Source organism: Pseudomonas fluorescens (assembly GCF_001648775.1).
In the GTDB taxonomy this organism is placed as follows: Bacteria; Pseudomonadota; Gammaproteobacteria; order Pseudomonadales; family Pseudomonadaceae; genus Aquipseudomonas; species Aquipseudomonas fluorescens_M.
This window is the reverse complement of sequence record NZ_LVEJ01000014.1, coordinates 1-23586: the sequence shown is the minus strand read 5'-3', so window position 1 is coordinate 23586 and position 23586 is coordinate 1. Positions and strand designations below refer to the sequence as shown.

General features: G+C 61.0%; 20 protein-coding genes and 2 pseudogenes. 13 read left to right on the top strand and 9 right to left on the bottom strand.

Translation table 11 applies throughout. The features are described from left to right. Positions 1-67: 67 nt before the first annotated feature. The 3 genes from A8O26_RS14245 to A8O26_RS14235 all read left to right on the top strand — a co-directional run bounded on the left by A8O26_RS14245 (position 68) and on the right by A8O26_RS14235 (position 4108). Positions 68-559, top strand: coding sequence for a sigma-70 family RNA polymerase sigma factor (locus A8O26_RS14245; protein WP_064118611.1), 492 nt, complete (start codon positions 68-70; stop codon positions 557-559). Between the two features lie 40 nt (positions 560-599). Continuing rightward, entirely contained in the window at positions 600-1583 is a 984-nt protein-coding gene (locus tag A8O26_RS14240; RefSeq protein ID WP_064118610.1) for a FecR family protein, read from the top strand. 98 nt (positions 1584-1681) lie between these two features. After that, positions 1682-4108, top strand: coding sequence for a TonB-dependent siderophore receptor (locus tag A8O26_RS14235; RefSeq protein WP_064118609.1), 2427 nt, complete (start codon positions 1682-1684; stop codon positions 4106-4108). An 85-nt stretch (positions 4109-4193) separates the two neighbouring features. Here A8O26_RS14235 and A8O26_RS14230 read toward each other — a convergent pair whose 3' ends face one another. Continuing rightward, positions 4194-5345, bottom strand: coding sequence for an MFS transporter (locus tag A8O26_RS14230; protein ID WP_064118608.1), 1152 nt, complete (start codon positions 5343-5345; stop codon positions 4194-4196). A 372-nt stretch (positions 5346-5717) separates the two neighbouring features. Here A8O26_RS14230 and A8O26_RS14225 point away from each other — a divergent pair, with 372 nt between their 5' ends. Beyond that, complete coding sequence (locus A8O26_RS14225) at positions 5718-6698, top strand: diaminopimelate epimerase (protein ID WP_064118607.1); 981 nt, start codon at positions 5718-5720, stop codon at positions 6696-6698. Between the two features lie 247 nt (positions 6699-6945). Here the strand turns inward: A8O26_RS14225 and codA are convergent, their stop codons facing one another. The 5 genes from codA to A8O26_RS14200 form a co-directional block, all read right to left on the bottom strand. Next, positions 6946-8193, bottom strand: coding sequence for a cytosine deaminase (gene codA / locus A8O26_RS14220; protein ID WP_064118606.1), 1248 nt, complete (start codon positions 8191-8193; stop codon positions 6946-6948). 15 nt (positions 8194-8208) lie between these two features. Beyond that, positions 8209-9480, bottom strand: a complete 1272-nt coding sequence (codB, locus tag A8O26_RS14215; protein ID WP_064118605.1) for a cytosine permease — start codon at positions 9478-9480, stop codon at positions 8209-8211. 244 nt (positions 9481-9724) lie between these two features. Continuing rightward, entirely contained in the window at positions 9725-10537 is an 813-nt protein-coding gene (locus A8O26_RS14210) for an alpha/beta fold hydrolase (protein WP_064118604.1), read from the bottom strand. A gap of 220 nt (positions 10538-10757) precedes the next feature. Then, positions 10758-11114 (bottom strand): 6-carboxytetrahydropterin synthase QueD, encoded by a 357-nt coding sequence (queD, locus tag A8O26_RS14205; RefSeq protein ID WP_007915588.1) that lies wholly within the window; start codon positions 11112-11114, stop codon positions 10758-10760. An 85-nt stretch (positions 11115-11199) separates the two neighbouring features. Continuing rightward, complete coding sequence (locus tag A8O26_RS14200) at positions 11200-12279, bottom strand: hypothetical protein (protein ID WP_064118603.1); 1080 nt, start codon at positions 12277-12279, stop codon at positions 11200-11202. 243 nt (positions 12280-12522) lie between these two features. Here A8O26_RS14200 and A8O26_RS14195 point away from each other — a divergent pair, with 243 nt between their 5' ends. From A8O26_RS14195 to A8O26_RS14180, 4 genes are read left to right on the top strand one after another with little or no spacing between them, the layout of a single operon-like run. Beyond that, entirely contained in the window at positions 12523-12831 is a 309-nt protein-coding gene (locus A8O26_RS14195) for a PepSY domain-containing protein (RefSeq protein ID WP_064118602.1), read from the top strand. Next, a complete protein-coding gene (locus A8O26_RS14190) occupies positions 12831-13142 on the top strand; it encodes a PepSY domain-containing protein (protein ID WP_064118601.1) in 312 nt (103 codons plus the stop codon). The genes A8O26_RS14195 and A8O26_RS14190 overlap by 1 nt, the downstream gene beginning before the upstream one ends. Positions 13143-13145: 3 nt before the next feature. After that, the gene (locus A8O26_RS14185; RefSeq protein WP_064118600.1) at positions 13146-13814 is read left to right on the top strand and encodes a response regulator transcription factor; all 669 of its coding nucleotides are present in this window, start codon (positions 13146-13148) and stop codon (positions 13812-13814) included. Beyond that, positions 13811-15124 carry a sensor histidine kinase gene (locus A8O26_RS14180; RefSeq protein ID WP_064118599.1) on the top strand — a complete coding sequence of 438 codons (1314 nt, stop codon included), beginning with the start codon at positions 13811-13813 and terminating at the stop codon, positions 15122-15124. Before A8O26_RS14185 ends, A8O26_RS14180 begins: the two co-directional genes overlap by 4 nt. 297 nt (positions 15125-15421) lie before the next feature. On the opposite strand, the gene A8O26_RS30625 is transcribed toward A8O26_RS14180, so the two are convergent. Further along, positions 15422-16177 (bottom strand): methyl-accepting chemotaxis protein, encoded by a 756-nt coding sequence (locus A8O26_RS30625; RefSeq protein ID WP_437339884.1) that lies wholly within the window; start codon positions 16175-16177, stop codon positions 15422-15424. 102 nt (positions 16178-16279) lie between these two features. Next, a pseudogene (locus A8O26_RS30620) lies at positions 16280-16426 on the bottom strand (HAMP domain-containing protein); the annotation flags it as partial. Positions 16427-17866: 1440 nt separating this feature from the next. Here A8O26_RS30620 and A8O26_RS14170 point away from each other — a divergent pair. The 3 genes and pseudogenes from A8O26_RS14170 (at position 17867) to A8O26_RS30610 (ending at position 21064) form a co-directional block, all read left to right on the top strand. Further along, a complete protein-coding gene (locus A8O26_RS14170) occupies positions 17867-19183 on the top strand; it encodes a Na+/H+ antiporter family protein (RefSeq protein WP_064118597.1) in 1317 nt (438 codons plus the stop codon). A 198-nt stretch (positions 19184-19381) separates the two neighbouring features. After that, a pseudogene (locus A8O26_RS30615) lies at positions 19382-20158 on the top strand (cache domain-containing protein); the annotation flags it as partial. A gap of 84 nt (positions 20159-20242) precedes the next feature. Beyond that, entirely contained in the window at positions 20243-21064 is an 822-nt protein-coding gene (locus A8O26_RS30610; protein ID WP_430458727.1) for a methyl-accepting chemotaxis protein, read from the top strand. 223 nt (positions 21065-21287) lie between these two features. Here the strand turns inward: A8O26_RS30610 and A8O26_RS14160 are convergent, their stop codons facing one another. Next, a complete protein-coding gene (locus tag A8O26_RS14160) occupies positions 21288-22223 on the bottom strand; it encodes a LysR family transcriptional regulator (RefSeq protein ID WP_064118595.1) in 936 nt (311 codons plus the stop codon). 113 nt (positions 22224-22336) lie between these two features. On the opposite strand from A8O26_RS14160, the gene A8O26_RS14155 reads away from it, so the two are divergent. Both A8O26_RS14155 and A8O26_RS14150 read left to right on the top strand, forming a co-directional pair. After that, positions 22337-22822, top strand: coding sequence for a DMT family transporter (locus tag A8O26_RS14155; RefSeq protein ID WP_064118594.1), 486 nt, complete (start codon positions 22337-22339; stop codon positions 22820-22822). 3 nt (positions 22823-22825) lie between these two features. Continuing rightward, on the top strand, positions 22826-23281 hold the full coding sequence (locus tag A8O26_RS14150) for a DMT family transporter (RefSeq protein WP_064118593.1): 456 nt from the start codon (positions 22826-22828) through the stop codon (positions 23279-23281). Positions 23282-23586: the final 305 nt, after the last annotated feature.

The following is a 23586-nucleotide window of genomic DNA, read 5'->3' as shown; positions in this document are numbered from 1 at the left end:
GAATTGCCGGGCTTAATAGGAAGCATTACTATTCGCACCCCTTTCCTCAACACGCCGCCAAACCCCTATGCGTCCCCGCAGACCCGGCTTTTTCGAGCATTACGAAGAGTTGATCGGCACCTGGACTCGTCGCCTGCGCAATCGCGCGCAGGCCGAGGATCTGGCGCACGACACCTTTGTGCGGGTGCTTGAGTCCGATTCGGCAGCAGTGCAGCAGCCACGGGCGTATTTGCACCAGACCGCGCGCAATATCGCGGTTGACGGGTATCGGCGTGAGGATCGGCGCGGCGCCATGGAGTCGCAGGCTCTTGATCACAATGAATCGTCGTCCGGCGACCCGGAGCATTACATGTATGCGATCCAGTTGGCTGACTCCATCGAACGCGCGCTCACCGAGCTGCCGGTCAATTGCCGGAAGATTTTCGTCTGGCAGAAGATCGAAGGGCTGACCCAGGCGGAAATCGCCGAACGCCTGGGGCTGTCCAAGAACATGGTCGAAAAGTATATGATCCGCACCCTGCGGCATCTGCGTGATCGCCTCGACGGGTTGCAGTCATGAACCGCCGCAGCTTTTCATCCCCAGCCCAACAGGACATTCCATGATGGATACTCGTGATTGCGCGTGCGGGCAAACAACGGTGCGCGATGACGCGGCTCGCTGGTTTGTGCGTTTGCAGGAGCCGGCCGTCAGTGCCGACGAGCAGCAGCGCTTTGACGCCTGGCTGAATCAGCATCCGCAACACCGTGACGAATTCCAGTTGCTGCAAGGCTTGTGGTCGGCGGCAGATTTGCTCCCGGCGCCGCGCCTCAAAGCCCTTGTTGAAACCCCGGCCAGCCGTCGCGAACGCCGACCGATGCTGCGTTATGCCGTGGCGGCCAGTGTGCTGGCAGTGGCGCTTGGCCTTGGGTTGTTCAGTGGTTTGAATCATCCGGGTGGCTACAGCGCCGAGTTCGCCACGGCGTTGGGCGAACGTAAACACGTGGCGCTGCCGGACGGCTCTGTGATCGATCTGAACAGTCGCAGCCGCTTGCAGGTGCGCTTTGAGAAGGATCGTCGGGTCATCGAACTGGCAGAAGGCGAAGCGATGTTCAGCGTCGCGCACGACACTTCCCGTCCGTTCGTGGTCGAGACCGGCAACGGCAAGGTCACGGTCACCGGCACTCGCTTTGATGTGCGCCGCGATGTCACGCAGACCCGCGTGGCGGTGGAGCAGGGCACGGTGAAAGTGCAGGGGCGCGATGCGCCGGATAATCAATTCATAAGCCTGACTGCGGGCCTCGGCACCCATGTCGATGCACACGGTAAAGTCGCCGCCGCTTATGCGGTCAATCCAGCGGAGTTGACGGCGTGGCGCAGCGGCAAACTGGTGTTCAACAACGCCAGCCTCAGCGAAGTCGCCGCTGAAGTGTCGCGCTATCGTGACAAACCGCTGACCGTTGCCAACCCGGCGGTGGCCAGTCTGCGCCTGACCAGCGTGTTCAAATCGGACAACACCGAAGCCTTGCTCAAGGCCTTGCCGAGCATCCTGCCCGTGGCCGTGCGCACCCTCGCGGATGGCAGTCAGGAAATAATTTCAAAATAAAATTCAGGTTTTTTTCGAGTTCATCGTCTTCCTGTTCAACTGCAACTGGTTTGCATTAACAGCCGCACACTCTTGCGATCCACAGGACTACGTACGACGTGAAAGACACCACTGCCCACAATAAAAAATCCCCTTGGTTACCGCTGGCTCTCGCGCTGGCGGTCAGCGCGGCGATGCCGCTGGCGTATGCCGGCGAAGCCATTCATATCCGCGCACAACCGCTGGGTCAGGCCCTCAGCGAACTGGGTCAGCAGACTTCGCTGCAAGTGTTTTTCAGTCCTGATCTGGTCGCCGGTAAACAGGCCCCGGCGGTCGATGGCGACATTTCTCCGGAGCAGGCGCTGCGCCAATTGCTCCAGGGCAGTGGTCTGGACTATCAGATCAACGAAGGTTCGGTAACCCTGTCGCCAGCCGCGACTTCCGCCGCCGGCAATGGCCCGCTGGAACTCGGTGTGACTGACATCAAAGTGGTCGGTGACTGGCTCGGTGACGCCAACGCTGCGGTGGTGCAGAACCACCCGGGCGCGCGTACGGTGATCCGCCGCGAAGCCATGGTCGAGCAGGGCGCGATGAACGTCAGTGACGTGCTCAAGCGTGTTCCGGGTGTGCAGGTGCAGGATTCCAACGGCACGGGTGGCAGCGATATTTCTCTGAACGTCGGCGTGCGCGGTCTGACTTCGCGTCTGTCGCCACGCTCGACCGTGTTGATCGATGGCGTGCCGGCCGCTTTTGCCCCGTATGGCCAGCCGCAACTGTCGATGGCGCCGATTTCCTCGGGCAATCTCGACAGCATCGACGTGGTGCGTGGCGCCGGCTCGGTGCGTTATGGGCCACAAAACGTCGGTGGCGTGATCAACTTCGTCACCCGCGCGATTCCGGAAAACACCACCGGTGAAATCGGCACCACGCTGGAAACCTCGCAACACGGCGGCTGGAAACACATCGATACCGCGTTTCTCGGCGGCACCGCCGATAACGGCATCGGCATGGCGCTGCTGTATTCCGGGGTCAACGGCAACGGTTACCGCGAGCGCAACAACGGTAACGACATCGACGACGTGATTCTCAAGACCCATTGGGCGCCGACCGAGCAGGACGATTTCAGTCTCAATTTCCATTACTACGACGCCAGCGCCGACATGCCCGGCGGCCTGACCCAGAAGCAGTACGACGACAAGCCGTTTCAGTCCGACCGCGACTACGACAACTTCAGTGGCCGCCGCAAAGACGTGTCGTTCAAGTGGATCCGGCAGATCGACGACCGCACCCAGGCGGAAGTGCTGACGTACTATTCCGACAGCTTCCGTGGCAGCACGATTGCCGCCCGCGATCAGAAAACCCTCAGCTCCTACCCGCGCACTTACTACACCTTCGGCATTGAGCCGCGCGTGTCGCACGTGTTCGACGTCGGCCCGACCACTCAGGAAGTCAGCGTCGGTTATCGCTACCTCAAAGAAGGCATGCATGAAGAAGCCAGCCGTCTGGCGTTGGTGAACAATCAACCGGTGGCGACCAAAACCTCCGATGGCCACGTGTATCAGGATCGCACTGGCGGCACCGAAGCCAATGCGTTCTACGTCGACAACAAGATCGATGTCGGCAACTGGACCATCACCCCGGGCATCCGTTTTGAAAACATCAGCACCGAATGGCACGACCGCCCGGTGCTCGACACTTCGGGCAAACCGGTGCAGGAAAAACGTCGCAGCATCGACAGCAACGAACCGTTGCCGGCGCTGAGCGTGATGTACCACATGTCCGATGCGTGGAAACTGTTCGCCAACTACGAGACTTCGTTCGGCGCCTTGCAATACTTCCAGCTCGGCCAGGGCGGCTCGGGTGACCAGACCGCCAGCGGCCTGAATCCGGAGAAGGCCAAGACCTACGAAATCGGTACGCGCTACAACGACGATGTGTGGGGCGGTGAAGTGACGCTGTTCTACATCGACTTCGACGACGAATTACAGTACATCAGCAACGACGTGGGTTGGACCAACCTCGGCGCGACCAAGCACCAGGGCATCGAAGCCTCGGTGCATTACGACATGGCGGCGCTGGATCCACGCCTCGACGGCCTGACCGCGAATGCGGGCGTGACCTACACCCGCGCGGTGTACGAGGGTGAGATTCCCGGCTTCAAGGGCCGTGATCTGCCGTTCTATTCGCGTCAGGTGGCGACCGTTGGCTTGCGCTACGACGTCAACCGCTGGACCTATAACATCGACGGTTTTGCCCAGTCGAAGCAGCGTTCACCGGGTACCGGGGTCAACGCTGATGGCAGCTTCAACGGCAACTACATCACTGACGGCACGGCGGACGGGCAGTACGGCGACATCCCCGGTTACGTGACCTGGAACGTGCGCGGCGGCTATGACTTCGGCGCGCAGTTGTCGAACCTCAAGCTTGGCGCCGGGGTGAAAAACATCTTCGACAAGCAGTACTTCACCCGCTCCAGCGACAACAACTCGGGGATGTATGTCGGCGCGCCGCGCACGTTTTTTGTGCAGGCCAGCGTCGGTTTCTGACAGACCGCATCAGCTTCTTCGCGAGCAGGCTCGCTCCCACATGGATCACTGAGATCCTGTGGGAGCGAGCCTGCTCGCGAAGCTTTCAGACTTTAAGGACTTTCCCGCCGATGGCCACCGCGACCAACAGCACCGCCATCAAGCCAAAGGCAAAACTCAAACTGCTGGCATGCGCGACAAAACCGATCACCGCCGGCCCCGCCAGAATCCCCGCATAACCCAGGGTGGTGATCGCCGGCACCGCGATGCTTTCCGGCATCACCGTTTGCTTGCCCACCGCCGTGTACAGCACCGGCACGATGTTCGAGCAGCCAGCGCCGACCAGCGCATAACCGACCAAGGCCGCTTCCCAACTCGGGGCGAACGTCGCCAGAAACAGGCCTGCCGCTGCCAACAGACCGCCAAACAGAATGATCCGCGTGGCACCGACCATCCGCACAATCCGGTCACCCATCAAACGCCCGGCCGTCATGGTCAATGCAAACGCCGCGTAACCCAGTCCCGCATACGCCGTGTCGATGCCGCGTTCCTGCGCCAGAAACACCGCACTCCAGTCCAGCGCCGCGCCTTCAGTCAGGAAAACGATGAAGCACATGCCGCCGATAAACAGCACGATGCCGTGAGGGATGGCGAATGCCGGTCCGGAACTTTCACTGCCGTAAGGCAGCATGTGCGGTACGCACTTGAACAACGCCGCGATCAGCACGACGACCACCACCAGCATCGCGGCCAGTGGCGTCAAACCCAGGCCGAGCAAGGCACTGACACCCGCTGCACCGACGATCCCGCCGAGGCTGAACAGGCCGTGAAACCCCGACATCATGTTCTTGCCGCTGGCGCGTTCGACGATCACCGCTTGCAGGTTCACGGTCGAATCCACCGTGCCCAGGCCTGCGCCGAACATGAACAGCGTGGCGATCAGCGCCGGGATTGACGACACGGTCGCCAGCAACGGCAACGCCGCGCAGATCAACAGCGTGCCGCCGGTGGCCACGCGTCGGCAGCCGAAGCGCGTGGCGAGAATCCCCGCCAGCGGCATCGCCAGAATCGAGCCGACGCCGAGGCACAACAGCAACAACCCCAGCGTGCCTTCATCCAGTCCGGCGCGCGCCTTGGCGTACGGCACCAAGGGCGCCCACGCGGCAATGCCGAGCCCGGCGATGAAAAAGGCGATGCGCGTGGACATCTGTTGCAGGCGTCCGGGGACGAAGGTGGCTTGGGCGTTGAGGCTGGTCATATCGATCCTTGGCAAAAAACATCGCGTCCCCGAAGGACAGTGATTCCGCGACGAGGTTCTATCGCCCATCATTCGAGGCAGTACAGCCGACATCCTACCCTGTGGGAGCGAGCCTGCTCGCGAAGGCAGTGTGTCAGCTAAAAATATATCGACTGACCCACCGCTTTCGCGAGCAAGCTCGCTCCCACATTGAAAGGAGCGGGCTTACTAATCAGCCGTCATGCACCGATTCCTGTGGGAGCGAGCCTGCTCGCGAAGGCAGTGTGTCGGATATAGAAAATATCGGCTGACACACTGCATTCGCGAGCAGGCTCGCTCCCACAAGGGATTGCGTTTTACAGTGGCTTTCTTCGGCGACAGGGGCAAACACTGATGACGCAATTCTACGATGCACGGGGCAATATTTATGGCGTGGTTGCTCCGCAAGCGCTGCGCTCGGAGGGCATTGCTCTGCCCGACAGCGCCACCGAATGCGCCTCGTCACGTCAGACGTGGAGCGAAGCAGCAATCAAACTCTGCTGCGACTGGCCCGCAGGCCAACGTCCACCGCACAGCAAATCCCACCGCAGCGACGGTCTGCTGATCGGCCCGTTCCAGACCTCGCCGCCGTTCGACGTACTGATCGTCAACACCGACGGCACCCTCGCCGAACGAAGTGGCAATGGCCTGACGATTTTCTCGCAGGCGCTGATTGAGCACGGATTGATGCCGGCGGAGGGCGCGTTGCTGCGCGTGCATCACGACAAGGGTGATGCCGTGGAGACCTCGGTGAAACCGGCCGAAGTTGAAGGCGTTCAAGGCTTTTGGCTCGATCTTGGTCAACCGGGTTTCGGGCCGCGCGCAGTGGCTGCGCAGAACGTCGAAAACCTCGACTTCAATGGGCGAGACGTGAGTCGGGTAAAGCCACTGGCGACACTCGATCCGGCGTGGTCACACAGCCAGTTCGTGCGCATCGGCAATCCGCATTGCGTGACGATGCTTGGTGATGCAGCGGCGTTACCGAGCAACGAGCAGATGCGTGAATTACCCTTGAACGAAGGCTTGACCCAAATTGCCTACGCCATGCCTGTCGGTGCCGGTAATCCATGCCCGGCGGGCGTCAATCTGCAATGGGCAGCGCTGAAGTCACCGCAGAGAATCCATGCCCGGGTTTTCGAGCGTGGCGAGGGGCCAACGGCTTCATCCGGCACCAGCGCCAGTGCGGTGGCTTGCGCGGCGTGGCGAGTGGGTTGGGTTGTGGCGGGAGAAGTGCAGGTGGTCATGCCCGGCGGCACGGCGCCGATTTGGCTGGAAGACGCAGACGGTGAATTGCTGAGGGTCAGATTGTTTGGTACGGCACGGCTGATGGGCTGAATTCACAACCGCCATCGCTGGCAAGCCAGACTCCCACAGGTTTTTGTGCTGAACATCAATATCATGTTTAAACACCGACCCCTGTGGGAGCGAGCCTGCTCGCGAAAGCGCTCTGTCTGACGCGATGATGCCGAATGTGCCGACCTCTTCGCGAGCAGGCTCGCTTCCACAGTGGATTTACGGTGAGCCATCGATCCTGTGGTAGTCTGGCTTGCCAGCGATGCGGCCATCAGCCCCGCCGCAGATATCAGTTCAGATCAGTACTGAACTCCACCACCGGCATTTGCCGCTTCATCAACACCTTGCCGCCGCGAATCGAATACAACGGCAAGCCCTGGCTGCGAATCACTTCGTAATCGCTGTCCGCAGACAAAATCAGCAGATTCGCCGGGCGCCCCTGTTCCAGGCCATAACGCTCACCCAGGTGCATGGCTTTGGCGCTGTTATCCGTGACCAGATCCAGCGCACTTTGCAGGTTGCGATAACCGAGCATGTGGCAGATGTGCAGCCCGGCTTCGAGCACCCGCAGGATGTTGCCGTTGCCCAGCGGGTACCACGGATCGACGATGGAATCCTGGCCGAAACACACGTTCATCCCGGCTTCGAGCAATTCGTTGACGCGGGTGACGCCGCGGCGTTTGGGGAAGTTGTCGAAGCGCCCTTGCAGGTGAATGCTTTCGGTCGGGCAGGAGACAAAACTGATCCCGGAATGCCCGAGCAAACGGAACAGTTTCGCGCAGTAGGCATTGTCGTAAGAGCCCATCGCCGTAGTGTGACTGGCGGTGACCAGAGCGCCCATGTCGCGGCTGCGCGCTTCTTCGGCGAGCACTTCGAGGAAGCGTGAATGCGGGTCGTCGGTCTCGTCGCAATGCACATCGACCAGGCAACCGGTGCGCTCGGCCAGGTCCATCAGGAACTTCACCGAACTGACGCCCTGGTCGCGGGTGTACTCGAAATGCGGAATCCCGCCGACCACGTCCGCGCCCATGCGGATCGACTCTTCCATCAACTCGCGACCGTTGCGAAACGACTCGATGCCTTCTTGCGGAAACGCGACGATTTGCAGGTCGATCAGATGACGGCTTTCCTCGCGCACTTCGAGCATGGCCTTGAGTGCGGTGAGTTGCGGGTCGGTGACGTCGACGTGGGTGCGTACGTGCTGGATGCCGTGAGCGGCCAACGTTTGAATGGTCTTCTTCGCGCGGGTCTTGGTGTCTTCTTCGGTGATGGTGACCTTGCGTTCGCCCCAGCATTCGATGCCTTCAAACAGCGTGCCGCTCATGTTCCAGCGCGGCTCGCCGGCGGTGAGGGTGGCGTCGAGGTGAATGTGCGGCTCGACGAAGGGCGGCACCACCAGATTGCCGCCGGCGTCGAGGTCATCCGGGCCGAGAGTGGGTGCTTCGGTCTGGCGGGCGATGCTGCGGATCAGGCCGTCTTCAAGGTGCAATTCGTGCAGACCTTCCTGGTTGCGCAGTCGGGCGTTGATGATGTGCATCAGGCGAATCCTTTTTTATAAGTCTTGTAGAGGCGCGGCCGCGCTGCGAGCGCCGAGCACGCCGGTGACGATGACATACGTTAGCGCGGCAGCGGCGATGCCTACCAGCGGCGCGACCCACGGCGAGCTGAACGCGGCGACGGTGCCGACCGCGTAAGCCCCGAGGCCCGGCCAGTTGAACGCCGGCAACCGCGCGTCGGCCAAGCGCGGATAACGCCCGCGCCAGCGGAAGAAAAAGTCCGCCATGATCACCCCGCCAATCGGCGGAATCACCGTGCCGAGCAGAATCAGATACGGCACCAGCATGTCGTACATGCCGAGCAGGGCCAGCAAGGTGCCGATCACCGCACCGGCGAGGGTCACGGTCTTGCGTCGGCCGGTGCGCAGCAGGTTGCAACCGGCGACGGCAAAGTTGTAGATGGTGTTGTCCTGGGTGCTCCAGATGTTCAGTAGCAGCATGGCCATCGCGGCCATGGCGAAGCCTTGCAACAGCAGTACCTCAACCACATCCGGTTGTTGGTAGACGATGGCGCCGTACGCGCCAATCAGCACCATCAGGCCGTTGCCGATAAAGAAACCGATCAGGCTGGCCAGCACCGCCACCCGCGCAGATCGCGAAAAGCGCGTCCAGTTGGTCGCTTGCGTTGCGCCGCTGACGAAGGTGCCGAACACCAGGGTAATGGCGGTCGACCAGTCCAGCGAACCGCTCGGCACCACGCTGAGCAAACCCTCGAAACCACCGACTTTCACCGTCGCCACCCACATCGACAGCATCAGCAGCAACATCATTGCTGGCACGGCGATGTACGACAAAATCTCCAATCCGCGATAACCGACATAAGCCGTGGCGCAGAACATCAGACCGAACAGCACCATCAGCCCGAGCACCGTGCCTTCGTCGAGATTGAAGTATTTGCCGATCACCACGGCAGCGGTCGCGGTGCCCCAGGCGTACCAGCCGATCTGGGTGAAACCGAGAATCAGGTCGCTGAGTTTGCTGCCGACTTCGCCGAAACAGAAACGGCCCATCAACACCGAGTTGAGGCCGCTCTTGAAAGCGATGTAACCCAGGCCCGCCGCATACAGACCCAGCAGCATATTGCCGACGATGATCACCGCCATCATCTCGCCGAAGCTGAACGCCACACCGAGCTTGCCGCCGGCGAACATGGTCGCGGTAAAAAACGTGAAGCCCAGTAACACCATCGCCGTGGAGGCCAGGCCTTTGCGCGCATGCATCGGGACTTCGCTGAGGGGGTAATCGTTGCCGGTAGCGTTCTGCGTCATGGGGCGGTCCTTGCTGGAAAGGGAAGACGCGGGAGAGGGTTGCAGTGGTCGTGCCAAATGCCGGTTGGCGCGGGTTATGTATAGACGAGTCGCGCGGATTGGCGCGAAAGCGGTGCACCTGAATACACCCAGGCCCAATGTGGGAGCGAGCCTGCTCGCGAAGGCGGCGTGTCAGGCGACATCTGCAGTGGTTGATATTCCGCTTTCGCGAGCAGGCTCGCTCCCACAAGGGATGGGTGTTGGTTTAGAGAAAGCGCAGCAGGGCGGCGACGATGGCTTCCGGGGCGTCTTCCTGGACGAGGTGCCCGGCGTTGGCGATGGCGTGGAATTGCGAGCCCGGGATCATCTTGTGTAAGGCACGGCCACGTTCGATGGGGATCCACTGATCCTCTTCGCCCCAGAGAATCTGCACCGGGCAGCGAATCGTCGGGTACAGCGGTTGAGCTTCCAGCGTGTAGCGCTCATCCATCTGCGCAATCTGTCGATAGAACGCCGCTTGCCCCGGATCGCCCAGCCACGGTTGTACGTAGGGCGCGAGTTCGTCCTCAGGAATATCGCGGTGGATCGCCCCGCGAATATAAGCCGGCACGATGGCGCGCTGGATGTAGTCGGGCAGGCCACTGAAGGCCGCTTCATGCTGGCGCACGTGTTGTACGAAGGGCGAACCCCACGGCGTCAGCGCGACCGGGTCGATCAGCGTCAGGCTGCGGTAATCCTTGCCGTTGAGCAGGTGGGCACGCAGCACGGTGGCGCCGCCAAAGTCGTGAGCGACGACGTCGGGGGTTTGAATATTCCAGTGGTCGAGTAACTGCGCCAGCAGCTGGTTTTGCACGCCGAGAGAAACGTCCGCGTCGGGTTGCCCGGAGCGCCCGTAACCCAGCAGATCAAAGTAATGCACGCGATGCGTGGCAAAAAAGTGCGGCGCGATCCGGTGCCACACATATGACGAAAACGGCGTGCCATGCACGAACACCAGCGGCGGGCCGTCGCCGCGCACGGCGTAGCGTACCTGTCGGCCATTGAAGTCAAAGACTTGATCCAGCAGCCAGTCTGTCATGGGCCTGTCCTCTCGGCGGTGGGAGCCAAAAAGCATAGGCGTAAAAAAACAGCCGTGAAGGCTGTTTATTCATTCACTGACACGCCGCCTATCCCTGTGGGAGCGAGCTTGCTCGCGAAGGCATTGTGTCAGTCAATATTTACGTCACTGGTAAACCGCATTCGTCGGAACGCCGCCCGGAGCAAGCTCGCTCCCACAATGGTCTTCAGTGATATCTGCATTACTCACCGCGATAGATGCAACCGCTGGTGCACGTCTCGTGAATACGGATCGCGCTCAGTTCCGGCAGCAGTGGCTTCATTTCATTCCAGATGAATTTGGCCAGCACTTCGCTGGTCGGGTTTTCCAGGCCGGGAATGTCGTTCAGGTAGTTGTGATCGAGACGCTCGTACAGCGGCTTGAAAATCGCCTTGATCTCAGAGAAGTCGCGGATCCAGCCAGTGTGCGGATCGAGGTCGCCGCTGAGGTGAAGCGCCACTTTGAACGAGTGACCGTGCAGACGTCCGCACTTGTGGCCGTCCGGGACGTGCGGCAGGCGGTGGGCGGATTCGAAAGTAAATTCCTTGAAGATTTCCACGGTATTTTCGGCTCTGTTCAGATGGTGTTCGCCGCAGCGATTCGGGCAGGCGGCGAGTTTACCAGCTTGTGTTTGGCCGTGCTGACTAAAGGGTCAGCAAGCGCTCGGCGAGGCGACCATTGGCAGTCAGTTCGAGGAATTCATCGCCCAGCCGGCGGCTCTCGTCCATCGCCGCGTGCCAGTATTTCTGCCGGCTCGGCGCATCGCCCATGAAGCGCTTGAAGTCATTTCGGTCGGGCAGTTTGCCGTAGGGCAGGCGCGCCAGATAGTCCTTCGAAGGGGCGAGCAACAACACGTCCTGCAAGCGCTGCACCGACGCCTTGCGCCATGGCAGGGTCTTGTCGAACCAGCCGGGAATCACCCGATCAGTGAAGTGCGGATAGAGCACGATGCCGTCACCGCTGTAGGGCAAGTCGAGGTGATAGTCGAGCAGGCCGCCGTCGCGGAAAGTGCCGGCACCGGCGCCGGGCAAGTCGCGTACGCCTTCCATGACCATCGGAATCGAGCCCGAAGCGAGCAAGGCCTGGCGCAGATTGCCGGCATTCAGCGCAACGAAGCGTGACGGGAAATCGTTCAGCGCATTCACCGGCGGGGCGAGGCGCGGATCGTGGATGATCAGCCGTTCGAAGTGCCGCGACAGCCGTGCGCGGCCACGCAGGTTATCGGCGATCACCGAGCCCAGTGCCAGACCCAATCGTCCGCGATGGTCATCGGCCAGACGCCCCTGACTTTTCACCACCATGATGTTCAGGCGGTAATGCGCGTTGTCGAGGATGCTCGCGTCGCGGCCGTCGAGCAGGTCGTTGAGCATGCGCTGCGAGCTCAGACTGATCTCGGCCATGGTCACGCCTTTGTTGAAGTTCTGCTCGGTGTACAGGTGGCCGAGACGACGGATGCCTTCGGCGGCGTCCGGCAGGCAAGCGCTGGCGAAGCGCCAGGAACCGACCGAGGCGCCGATCAACGAGCGCTCGCGTGGCGCGCCGGGCAGCCATTCACCGAACAGCGCCAGATCCAGTCCTTGAATCCCCAACGCCTTCGGCCCACCGGCGGCGCCGGGCAGGGTGCCGACGTCGGCGGCGTTCAAGCCTTGCGCACGAATCCGCGCCATGGCCCGCGGGCCGGCCTTGAGGGTGAGGGCGGGGAATTTGATGTGGATGGCGGTCATACCGGTCTCGATCGTTAGCAAGCGAAGGATTATAGAACGATGATGTCCCCTGTGGGAGCGAGCTTGCTCGCGAAAGCGTAGGGTCAGTCAACGATGATGTGTCTGATACACCGCCTTCGCGAGCAAGCTCGCTCCCACAGGGGGGTATATGTTGAGCTGGAGCAATGATGGCAATTCAGTTTCAGTTAAGTTCATCCCGCTAAGGTGCCCACCGTAAGCAACACATAAAAATACGGAGACACCATGAAAACCCTGACTGCCCTGTCCATTGCCGCGATCGTCGGCCTCACTGCCAGCCTCGCCCACGCCCGCGATCTCGGCCCTGACGAAGCCCTGCGTCTGCGCGACGCTGGTACTATCGTCTCCTTCGAGAAGCTCAACGCCACCGCGTTGGCCAAACACCCGGGTTCGACGATCACCGATACCGAGCTGGAAGAGCAGTACGGCAAGTACATCTACCAGATCGAAATGCGTGATCCGCAGGGGCTCGAATGGGATCTGGAATTAGACGCGGTGACTGGGCAGGTTCTCAAGGATCATCAGGATACGTAATGAAGGTTAATGTTCGCGCCACCCGCCGCACGGCGTTGGCGCTGGTGATGTGTTGTTCGACGGCGATGGCCCGCGACCTCGGTCCGGACGAAGCGCTCAATCTGCGCAAGCAGGGGGTGATCCTGCCGCTGGAGCAAGTGCTGCAGCAGGCGATGGATCGTTATCCCGGGGCAAAATTGCTGGAAGTCGAGCTGGAAGAAAAGCACGACGTCTACATTTATGAAGTCGAGTTGCTCACCGTCGAAGGCGTCGCCCGTGAGTTGCACCTGAAGGCCGATACCGGCGAACTTGTGAAAGACAAGGAAGATTGATCGATGCGTTTGCTATTGGTGGAAGACCACGTACCGCTGGCCGACGAATTGCTCACCGGCCTGCAACGCCAAGGCTATGCGGTGGATTGGCTGGCGGACGGCCGCGATGCGCTGTATCAGGGCAGCAGCGAGCCGTATGACCTGATCATTCTCGACCTCGGCCTGCCCGGCGTGCCGGGGCTTGAGGTGCTGGCGCAGTGGCGCGCCGGCGGCCTCGTGATCCCGGTGCTGATCCTCACCGCACGCGATTCCTGGGCTGAGCGCATCGAGGGCCTGAAGGCCGGCGCCGACGATTACCTGACCAAGCCGTTTCACCCCGAAGAGCTTTATCTGCGCATTCAGTCGTTGTTGCGCCGCTCCAAAGGCCAGGCCAATCAGCCGACATTACAGGCGGCCGGTCTGCATCTGGACGAGGGGCGGCAATGCGTGGTTCGCGACGGCGCCGATATTCAACTGACCGCTGCCGAGTTCCGCCTGCTGCGCTATTTCATGCTGCACCCGGAACAAATCCTTTCCAAAAGCCACCTCGCCGAACACCTCTATGACGGTGAAACCGAGCGTGACTCCAACGTCCTCGAAGTGCACGTCAATCACCTGCGTCGCAAGCTCGGCAAAAGCGTGATCGAAACCCGTCGCGGTCAGGGTTACCTGTTCGGCGGGCAAGCTTCGTGAGGTCGATCCAGCGCCGCTTGAGCCTGGGTTTGATCAGCGTGATGGTGATCGTTGGTGTGGTGGTGGCGCAGACCAGCCTGTGGTTGTTCGAAGTCGGTTTGCAGCGTTACCTCGAAGCCGGCCTGCGCAATGACAGTGAAAGCCTGCTGGTGGCGCTGGTGCGCGGCCCGCAGGGTTTGCAACTGGATGAGCGACATTTGTCGCCGGCCTATCAGCGACCGTTTTCCGGGCACTATTTCCGTATCGATTTTGCCGACAGCCATTGGCGCTCGCGCTCGTTGTGGGATCAGGATCTGCCGCTGCTCGACCATCCCGGTCTGCACAGCAATCTGCAACTGGGCCCGGACGGCCAGCAGTTGCTGGTGTTGCGTTCGGACTATCGACGCTTGGGCCAGTCGATCTCGATCAGCGTTGCCCAGGACTACACGCCAGTGCGCGAGAGCTTTCAGCGCATGCGCCAGATCGGCCTGGGCATGGGGCTGGCGGCGTTGCTGTTGATTCTGTTCTTGCAGCGTTTGACCGTGCGCCGCGCGTTGAAACCGCTGGAAAAGGCCCGCGAGCAGATCGCGCAATTGCAGCAAGGCCAGCGTTCGCAACTCGATGATCAGGTGCCGGTGGAACTGGAACCGCTGGTGGCGCAGATCAACCATTTGCTCGCCCATACCGAAGACAGTCTCAAGCGTTCGCGCAATGCTCTGGGCAATCTTGGGCACGCCTTGAAAACACCTTTGGCGGTGTTGTTGAGCCTGGCGTCCAGCGACAGGCTCGATGCTCATCCCGAGCTGCGCAAGGTCCTCACCGAACAGTTGGAACAGGTGCAGCAACGGCTCAATCGTGAACTCAATCGCGCGCGGTTATCCGGGGATGCGCTGCCCGGAGCACTGTTCGATTGCGACGCGGAACTGCCGGGGTTGCTGGCGACGTTGAACATGATTCATGGCGAGCATCTGGCGTTGAGCTATGTCGCGCCGACGGGACTGCAACTGCCGTGGGACCGTGAGGATTTGCTCGAGCTGCTCGGCAATCTGTTGGACAACGCCTGCAAATGGGCGGATGCCGAAGTGCGCTTGAGCGTGATCGAGCGTACGGATGGCTTTGCCCTGAGCGTGGAAGATGATGGGCCGGGGATTCCTGAAGAGCAGCGCGCCGAGGTGTTCAGCCGGGGCACGCGGCTGGACGAGCAGACCCACGGGCATGGCTTGGGGTTGGGGATTGTGCGTGACATCGTCGACACTTGGGGTGGGTTGCTGGTGTTGGGCGAGAGTGAGTGGGGCGGGTTGAAGGTGGTGATCGAGTTGCCTCGGCGGTGAGCCTTTTAGAAGCCCCTCACCCTAACCCTCTCCCGGAGGGAGAGGGGACTGACCGAGGTGTTTGTTCGAGGTACACCGACATGAAATACCGAGTCGAACTCAGGATTTGAATACTTCCCCGAGACCTGAAATACCGAGTCGAACTCAGGTTATGAAAAACTTCCCGTGACCTGAAATATCGAGCCGGACTCAAGTTTTGAATGACATGCAGATCAGCTCCCTTTCCCCCTCGCCCCCTTGGGGGAGAGGGCTGGGGTGAGGGGGAAAGGATTCACCTGACACACCCCAAATCTCGGATCAAACGCGAAACTGATCCATCAAACTCTGCTGCTGATTCGCCAGACTATTGAGCGACTGGCTCACCCGCGCCGACTCATTCGCCTGCCCGGACAACGACTCCGTCACATCACGGATCGTCGCCACGTTGTTATTGATCTCCTCGGCCACCGCACTCTGCTCTTCGGCGGCGCTGGCAATCTGCAGGTTCATGTCGCTGATCACCGTCACCGCATCGCCGATCTGGCGCAGCGCGGTCACCGCCTGGCCAACCTGTTCGACACTGCCCTGAGCCTGACGATGGCTGTTGCCCATCGAACCGACCACGTCCTGCGTACCGGTTTGCAGCTGCTCGATCACCTGACGGGTTTCTTCCACCGACTCTTGCGTACGGCGAGCGAGGTTACGGACCTCGTCGGCGACCACGGCAAATCCGCGCCCGGCTTCACCGGCACGCGCCGCTTCGATCGCGGCGTTGAGCGCGAGCAGGTTGGTCTGTTCGGCGATGGCGCGGATGGTTTCCAGCACCGTGCCGATTTTTTCACTATTGGCGGCCAGCCCTTCGACCTGAATCATCGCTGCGCTCATGTCGGCGGCGAGGGTGTCGATGCTCGCGGTGGTGCGGTCGATCACGGTCAGGCCCCGACGGGTGGCGCGGTCGGCATCCTTGGCGGCTTCGGCGGCCTGCGCGGCGCTGCGGGCGACGTCTTGCGCAGTGGCGCTCATTTCGTGGGACGCGGTGGCGACCTGATCGACCTGGCGGTATTGCTGTTCCATGCCGGCGCTGGTCTGGGCGGCGATGGCCGAGGACTGGTCGGCGGTGTTGCGCGCATCCTGCACCGAGCGTTTCACTTCGGCGATGATCGGCTGCAACTTGTCGAGGAAACGGTTGAACCAACCGGCCAGTTGTCCGAGTTCATCCTGCTTGTCGTAGGCCAGACGGCGAGTCAGATCGCCTTCACCGCTGGCGATGTCTTCGAGCATGTGCGCCACACCGAGAATCGGTTTGGTCACGCTGCGCGCCATCAGCCACACCAGCAGCAGGCCGATCAGCGCGGCCAGTACGCCGAGGCTCAGTTCGATCAACGTGCCGGAATTATTGCTCGCGTCCAGTTGTTGCTTGAGCGCTTCGGCGCGGCTGACCAGCACTTTTTCCGGCACATCGAGCAACACGCCCCACGACGGACCACCCGGAATCGGCTGGAACGGCGACAGCACTTTCAACTGGCCGTTGCTGTGCAGGCTGCTGACGCTGGTGCTGGAAGCGAGTTTGCTGAGCAACTCGGCGCCGCTGATTTTGTCCACGGCGTCCAGGCGCTGGCTGAGTTTGCCGGCATCCGGGCTGTAACCGGCGAGCAGGCCGGCAGGGCTGATGATGCTCACGGCGGTCTGGCCGTCATAGAGTTTTTTGCTGGCGCCCTGACTGATCGCTTGCAGGCTGTTGAGGTTGATGTCGACCGACAGCGAGGCGATGACTTTGCCATTGACCATCAGCGGGAAGACGATGCTGGTCATCAGCACGTTCTGGCCGTCGATCACATAGAAGTACGGTTCGATCACGCACGGTTTGAGCGTGGTGCGCGGGCAGGTGAACCAGGCATTGGCCGCCTGACCGCTGGGGCCGGTGCTAGTGTCGGCCATGTCGGTTTCCGGCAGCGCCATCGAGGTGACTTTGCCAGGCGTCGGTTGCGACCAGTACAGGGCGAAACGGCCTTTGTCGTTGCTGCCCAGTTCAGCCTGGCCTGCAAACAACTCGTCCTTGCCGTCCAGCGCGTTGGCCTCGAACACCAGCGACAGGCCGAGCAGGTCCGGGTTGGCTTGCAGCGCCGATTTGACCTGACGGGTCATGTCTTCGCGCAGGTCGAAGGCGTCGAGGAAACGCTTCTCGGCCTGTTCGCGCAGGAACAGCACCTGGCGCGAGAAACCGTGGCCGTATTGATAGGCGTCCATGAACTGCTGACGAATGCCGGCGGCCTGCACTTCACCTTGCGACTCGATACGCGCCTGCGCCGATTCGGTGAGCATCTCCATACTGGACGCTTTCACCAGTTCGGAACTGTGCTCCATGCGATACAGCGAAAGACCCACCAACAGGGTCACGATACCGGCCAGGCAGAGGCCGGCGAGCAGGGTGATTTTCCATTGGATGGAAAGTTGTCTGAGCGACATGGAGACGTCCTTATTCGATAAATATCTGAGACTTTGCACTGTAACGGCCGCGAATCGGCTTTCTTTATCCTTGAAACACAATATGACCAATTGCCGCATGCTCTGGCTGAATCCTCCTTTTTGGATGGCCACAGGGTTGTCGTCAGTCCTCCCCGATGTTTTGACAGCGCCGCCACTCTGCGGCACAGTGCGCGCCCTTCTAATAAGACCCTCTTTGCAAATCCGCCGGTGAACCGTTGGCGGACTCATCCTGTCTGGCGGTGTGTTTTCCACCGCAGTGTTTTTTGAGGTAGTGAAATGAATGCAGTCATAGCGGCGGTCGGCGTCATGCTGGTACTCAGCCTGTCCCGCGTCCACGTGGTGATCGCTTTGATCGTCGGCGCGCTGGTCGGTGGCCTGACCGGTGGTCTGGGCATCGACGCCACGCTCAAGGCCTTCAACAGCGGCCTGGGCGGCGGCGCCACGGTGGCGTTGTCCTACGCGTTGCTCGGCGCTTTCGCCGTGGCGATTGCCAAGTCCGGCCTGGCCCATGCGCTGGCCGACAAGGCGCTGGCGATGGTTGACCGCCAGCACGCCACCGGTGGTGGCAGCGTCAAATGGCTGCTGATCGGCTTGTTGTGGGTGGTGGCGATCGCTTCGCAGAACATCCTGCCGATCCACATCGCGTTCATTCCGCTGCTGGTGCCGCCGCTTTTATATGTACTGACCAAGCTGCAAATCGACCGCCGCTTGATCGCCTGCGTGATGACGTTCGGTCTGATCACGCCGTACATGTTCCTTCCGGTAGGCTTCGGTAACATCTTTCTCAACGAAATTTTGTTAGCCAATGTGGCACGCAGTGGCGTCGACATCAGCGGTATCAATGTCACCCACGCCATGGGCATTCCGGCGTTGGGCATGGTCTTCGGCCTGGCGATGGCGTTCATCACTTATCGCAAGCGGCGCGTGTACGATCTGGCCAAGATCGAACAGGTCGAGCAAGTGGCGGTGCAGTACAACCCGCTGAGCCTGATGATTGCCGGCGTGGCGATTGCCGCCGCGTTCATTGTGCAACTGCTCCTGGACTCGATGATTATCGGGGCGCTGGTCGGTTTTCTGATCTTCTCGGTGTCGGGCATCGTCAAGTGGCGCGAGACCGATGACCTCTTCACCGAGGGCATGAAAATGATGGCGATGATCGGCTTCATCATGATCGCCGCCTCCGGTTTCGCTGAAGTGATGAAGGCCACCGGCGAAGTGCAGACGCTGGTCGAATCGTCGGCCTCGTGGATCAATCACAGCAAAGGTGTCGGCGCGCTCCTGATGCTGCTGGTCGGGTTGCTGGTGACCATGGGCATCGGTTCGTCGTTTTCCACCGTGCCGATTCTGGCGGCGATTTTTGTGCCGCTGTGCGTGCAACTGGGCTTCAGTCCGATTGCGATCGTGTGCATTGTCGGCACTGCTGGCGCGTTGGGTGATGCCGGTTCGCCGGCCTCGGATTCGACCCTGGGCCCGACCTCCGGCCTGAACATCGACGGCCAGCATCACCACATCTGGGACACCGTGGTGCCAACGTTCCTGCATTACAACCTGCCGCTGCTGGCGTTCGGCTGGGTGGCCGCGATGGTCCTCTAAACCCCGCCGATCTCCTGTGGGAGCGAGCTTGCTCGCGAAAGCGGTGTATCAGCGACTTAATGGTTGACTGACACGACGCCTTCGCGAGCAAGCTCGCTCCCACAGGGGAATGGGGTAATCCCTTTGCTCAACTTTTGTGATGGCGTGCCGTTAAAGCCTTTAACCACGCCAATAAAATCAAAAGAGTGAGCCCCCACAATGCGCCTGAGCCTCAAGGCTAAAGTCCTCTCCCTCGCCGTTCTTCCGGTGTTGCTCTTTGCGCTGGTCATCAGTCTGACCACGCTGTTCATCCTCCAGGAACAGGCGCACAAAGAGGTCGAACAGACCCGCGAACGCCTGCTCGGCGATGCCAAAGCCACCCTGCAAAGTTACGTCGCCGTGGCCATGACCACGATCAAACCGCTGTACGACGCGGCTGCTCCCGGTGATAACGAGGCGCGGGCGCAAGCGATCAAATTGCTCTCCGGCATTCGCTATGGCAAGGACGGCTACTTCTTCGGCTACGACTCCGAGACCGTGCGCCTGTTCAAGGCCAACGACCCCGAAGGCGTGGGCAAAAGCTTCAAGGACAACCGCGACCCGAACGGCGTTTACGTCAACCGTGGTCTGGTGAGCGTGGCGAAGGACGGTACTCACTATCTGCAATACAGCTCGCCGCTGCCGGGCAACGCGCAAGTGCTGGTGCCGAAACTCGGTTACACCGAATACCTGGCGAAGTGGGACATGGCCGTGGGTACGTCGGTCAACCTCGACGGCATCGAAGCGCAAGTGGCACTGGTTGAAGCGCAGGTGCAGGAACGCATGCAAGGCGTGGTGCTGAGCATCGTCGGCGTGGCGGTGGTGGTGCTGCTGGTGATCGCGGCAGCGGGCCTGCTGCTGGCCAATACCATTTTGCGTCCGCTGAATTTGATGAAGGCCAACCTCGATGACATCGCGGCGGGCGAGGGCGATTTGACTCGCCGTTTGAACATCACCAGCCAGGACGAACTCGGCGAACTGGCGGGCTCGTTCAACCGTTTCGTCGACAAGATTCATGGCCTGGTGCGGCAGATCACCGAGATGACCACGCAGCTCACCGGGCTGGTGACGCAGGTGTCGGATCAGGCGCAACGTTCCGATCAGGCGATGGAGCGTCAGCGCCATGAGACCGATCAGGTCGCCACGGCGATCAACGAAATGTCTGCCGCCGCGCAGGAAGTGGCGAAGAGCGCGCAAAACGCTGCCGTCGCCGCCCAGCAAACCGATGAAGAAGGGCAGAGCGCAAAGCGTGTGGTGGCCGGCAGCATCAAGCAGATTCATGCGCTGGTCGATGACATCCGCAGCAGCGGCGTGTCGCTCGACAGCCTGCAGCAAGACGTGACGTCGATTGTCGGTGTGCTCGGGGTGATTCGTTCGATCGCCGAACAGACCAACTTGTTGGCACTCAACGCCGCAATCGAAGCGGCGCGCGCCGGTGAAGCCGGGCGCGGGTTTGCTGTGGTGGCGGATGAGGTGCGAGCGTTGGCCAGTCGCACGCAGATCAGCACGCAGGAAATTCAGGGGATGATTGATCGTTTGCAGGCGGGCACGCAGCAAGCAGTTGAAGCGATGCGCCGTTCCAGCGAAGCGGGTGACGGCACCTCGCAGCAGGCCAATCAGGCCGGCGCTTCACTGGATGCGATGGCGGAGCTGATCGCGACGATCAACTCGATGAACGCGCAGATTGCCAGTGCCGCGGAAGAGCAGACGGCAGTGGCCGAAGAGATCAACCGCAGCGTGCATCAGATTGCGGTGGCGGTGGATAACGTGGCTGATGAAACACAGTTGGGCGCGCAGACGTCGCGCAGTCTGGCGGATCTGGGGCAGCGCCTGGGTAAACTTGTCGGCCAGTTCCGGATCTGACCGCTGGAAAAGCCCCTCACCCTGGCCCTCCCGAAACGTCGGACCGCCCATAGGGAGAGGGGACTGACCGAGGTGTCTTGCGCTATGCACCGACCTGAAAGATTGGGTCGATTATGGATTCGGTAAAGCTGTTTCAGATCGGCGGAGTTCCACAGCATCCCCCATTCAGTTCCCTCTCCCTCCGGGAGAGGGCTAGGGTGAGGGGCTTTTGATCTTCAAAGACTCAAGGCCTGTCCCAGTAGGGCACTTCCCCGAAGCATTCGATAAAGAAATCAATCACCGTCCGCACCTTCACCGACAACCTGCGACTCCCCGGCCACAACACCGCAATCTGTTGCGGTTCCAGACTGTTCGACACCTGATACTCCCTCAGCACCGGCACCAGCGTGCCCTCGCGCACCGCTTCACCAATCAGCCATGACGGAAACATCACCAGCCCCAAACCCTGTTCGGCCGCTTGCGTGAGGGTGTCGGCGTGGTTGCCGGTGATCGGGCCTTTGACCGAATACGGTATCCAGTCCTCGCCATCGCGACGGAAAAACCAGCGCTGCTGGCCGGTCGCGCCTTTGTAGGCCAGGCATTGATGCCGCGCGAGATCTTCGGGCTTGCGCGGCGTGCCATAGCGTTTCAAGTAAGCAGGACTGGCCGCCACCTGAAAACGATGCGGCGCCAGAATCCGTGCCTGCATGCTCGAATCGTGCAGCGGACCGATGCGGAACAACAGGTCGGCACCTTCCTGCAGCGGATCGACGTAGTGGTCGGTTTGCTGGATATCCAGCTGCAGCTTCGGATAGCGCGCGCACAACTGGCCCAGCCACGGCGTCAGATGCCGCTGACCGAAAACCACCGGGGCGTTGATACGCACCAGCCCGGTGGGTTCGCTTTGTTGTTCCTGCAAGGCTTGTTCGGCTTCTTCCAGTTGCACCAGCACCAGCCGCGCGTGATGACCGAGCATGCGCCCGGCTTCGGTGGGCGTCACGGCGCGGGTGTGGCGGTAGAGCAATTGCTGATTCAGCGCCTGCTCCATCAATTGAATCTGCCGGGAGATCGACGAGGGCGCCACGCCTTCACGACGGGCGACTTCGGAAAAGCTGCCGTGGTCGAGCACGGCGACAAACAGCCTTAACGCCTTGAATCCCAGTTCATTGAGCCCGTGCATGGATCGTCCTGCTGTGCGAGTTACGCAAAAGTGTTGTCCGGATGCTCCCATTTATCGCACAGCTGTGCCAGTCGATAATCCGCGCCATCGTTTACTTGAGTGGAATGTTGTTTATGCAGACGTTGGATGAGGTGAGTGTCCGCGCACCGGCGAGCAGATCGGCATTGCGCCTGTTGCTGTTGCCGCTGGTGATTCTGGCGGGAATGGGCTTGTCGGTGGAGGCCGGGTTGCTCGGGCCGTTGGGTGTGCAGGTCGGGCATCTGTGGGCAACGTTGAGCATCTTTGGGGTCGGCTCGGCGATTCTGTTTTTGCTGCTGCTGTTCGCCGGGCCACAAAAGGGGCCGGCGCTGACCGATCTGCCGCGCTGGCAGTTGATCGGTGGGTTTCTGGGGCCGATGTATGTGGTGGTGTTGACGCTGGCGACACCGCATATCGGCATTGCGATGACGATGATCGCGATCTTGTCCGGGCAGGTTGGCAAGAGTGTGTTGATTGACCATTTCGGCTGGTTCGGGGCGACGCGCAAGAAGGTCAATGCCGAGCGCTGGCTGGCGTTGGGGTTGATTGTGGTGGCACTTGTTTTGATTGCGCGGGGGTGAGTGATGGGTCTGGTTATTTTGTTGGCGGTGGTGGTGTTGGCCGGTGCGGTGTTGAGTGTGCAGGCGGCGATCAATGGGCGTTTGGGTGAGACCGTCGGGGTGTTGCGCAGTAGTTTGCTGACGTTTGTCGTGGGGGCGGTGACGACGGGGTTGTTGATTTTGTTTTTTGAGCCGGCGCAGGCGGTGAGTCTTTTGCAGGTGCCGAAGTGGCAGCTGACCGGGGCGTTGTTTGGCGTGGTGTACATGATGGTGATGGTCGGGGCGGTGCCGGTGGTCGGGACGGCTGTGGCGACGGTGGCGGTGATTGTCGGGCAGTTGGGGATGGGGATGTTGATTGATAATTTTGGCTGGTTGGGGAATCCGGCGATTGAGCTTTCTTCGAGTCGGATTTTGGCGATGGGGTGTTTGGGGTTGGCGTTGGTGTTTATGTATCGGAGCAGTTCGCGCGCTGCTGGTTGATTTGGATTTGGGAGCATATCCGTTGCTGCGGTAACGGCTGCTTGGGGTTCCGCCCTTACGGCGGGTCACTTTTGGCAAACGCCCCAAAAGTAACTAAAAGGGCTTGCTCCTGCGTCCGGCCCGCTCGCTGGGGCTCGGTGTTCCTTCGCTGCGGGATCGATCCGGGGGCATCGCCTCCGGTTTGCTGCGCTGCACCTCCTCTCGATGCATTTGGCTGCGCCAAACGGTCGCTGCGCTCCCACCCCCGGATCAATCCCTCCGCTCAGCCTTCCGATGTCGCCCGTGGATCAAGATCAAGAGCAGGC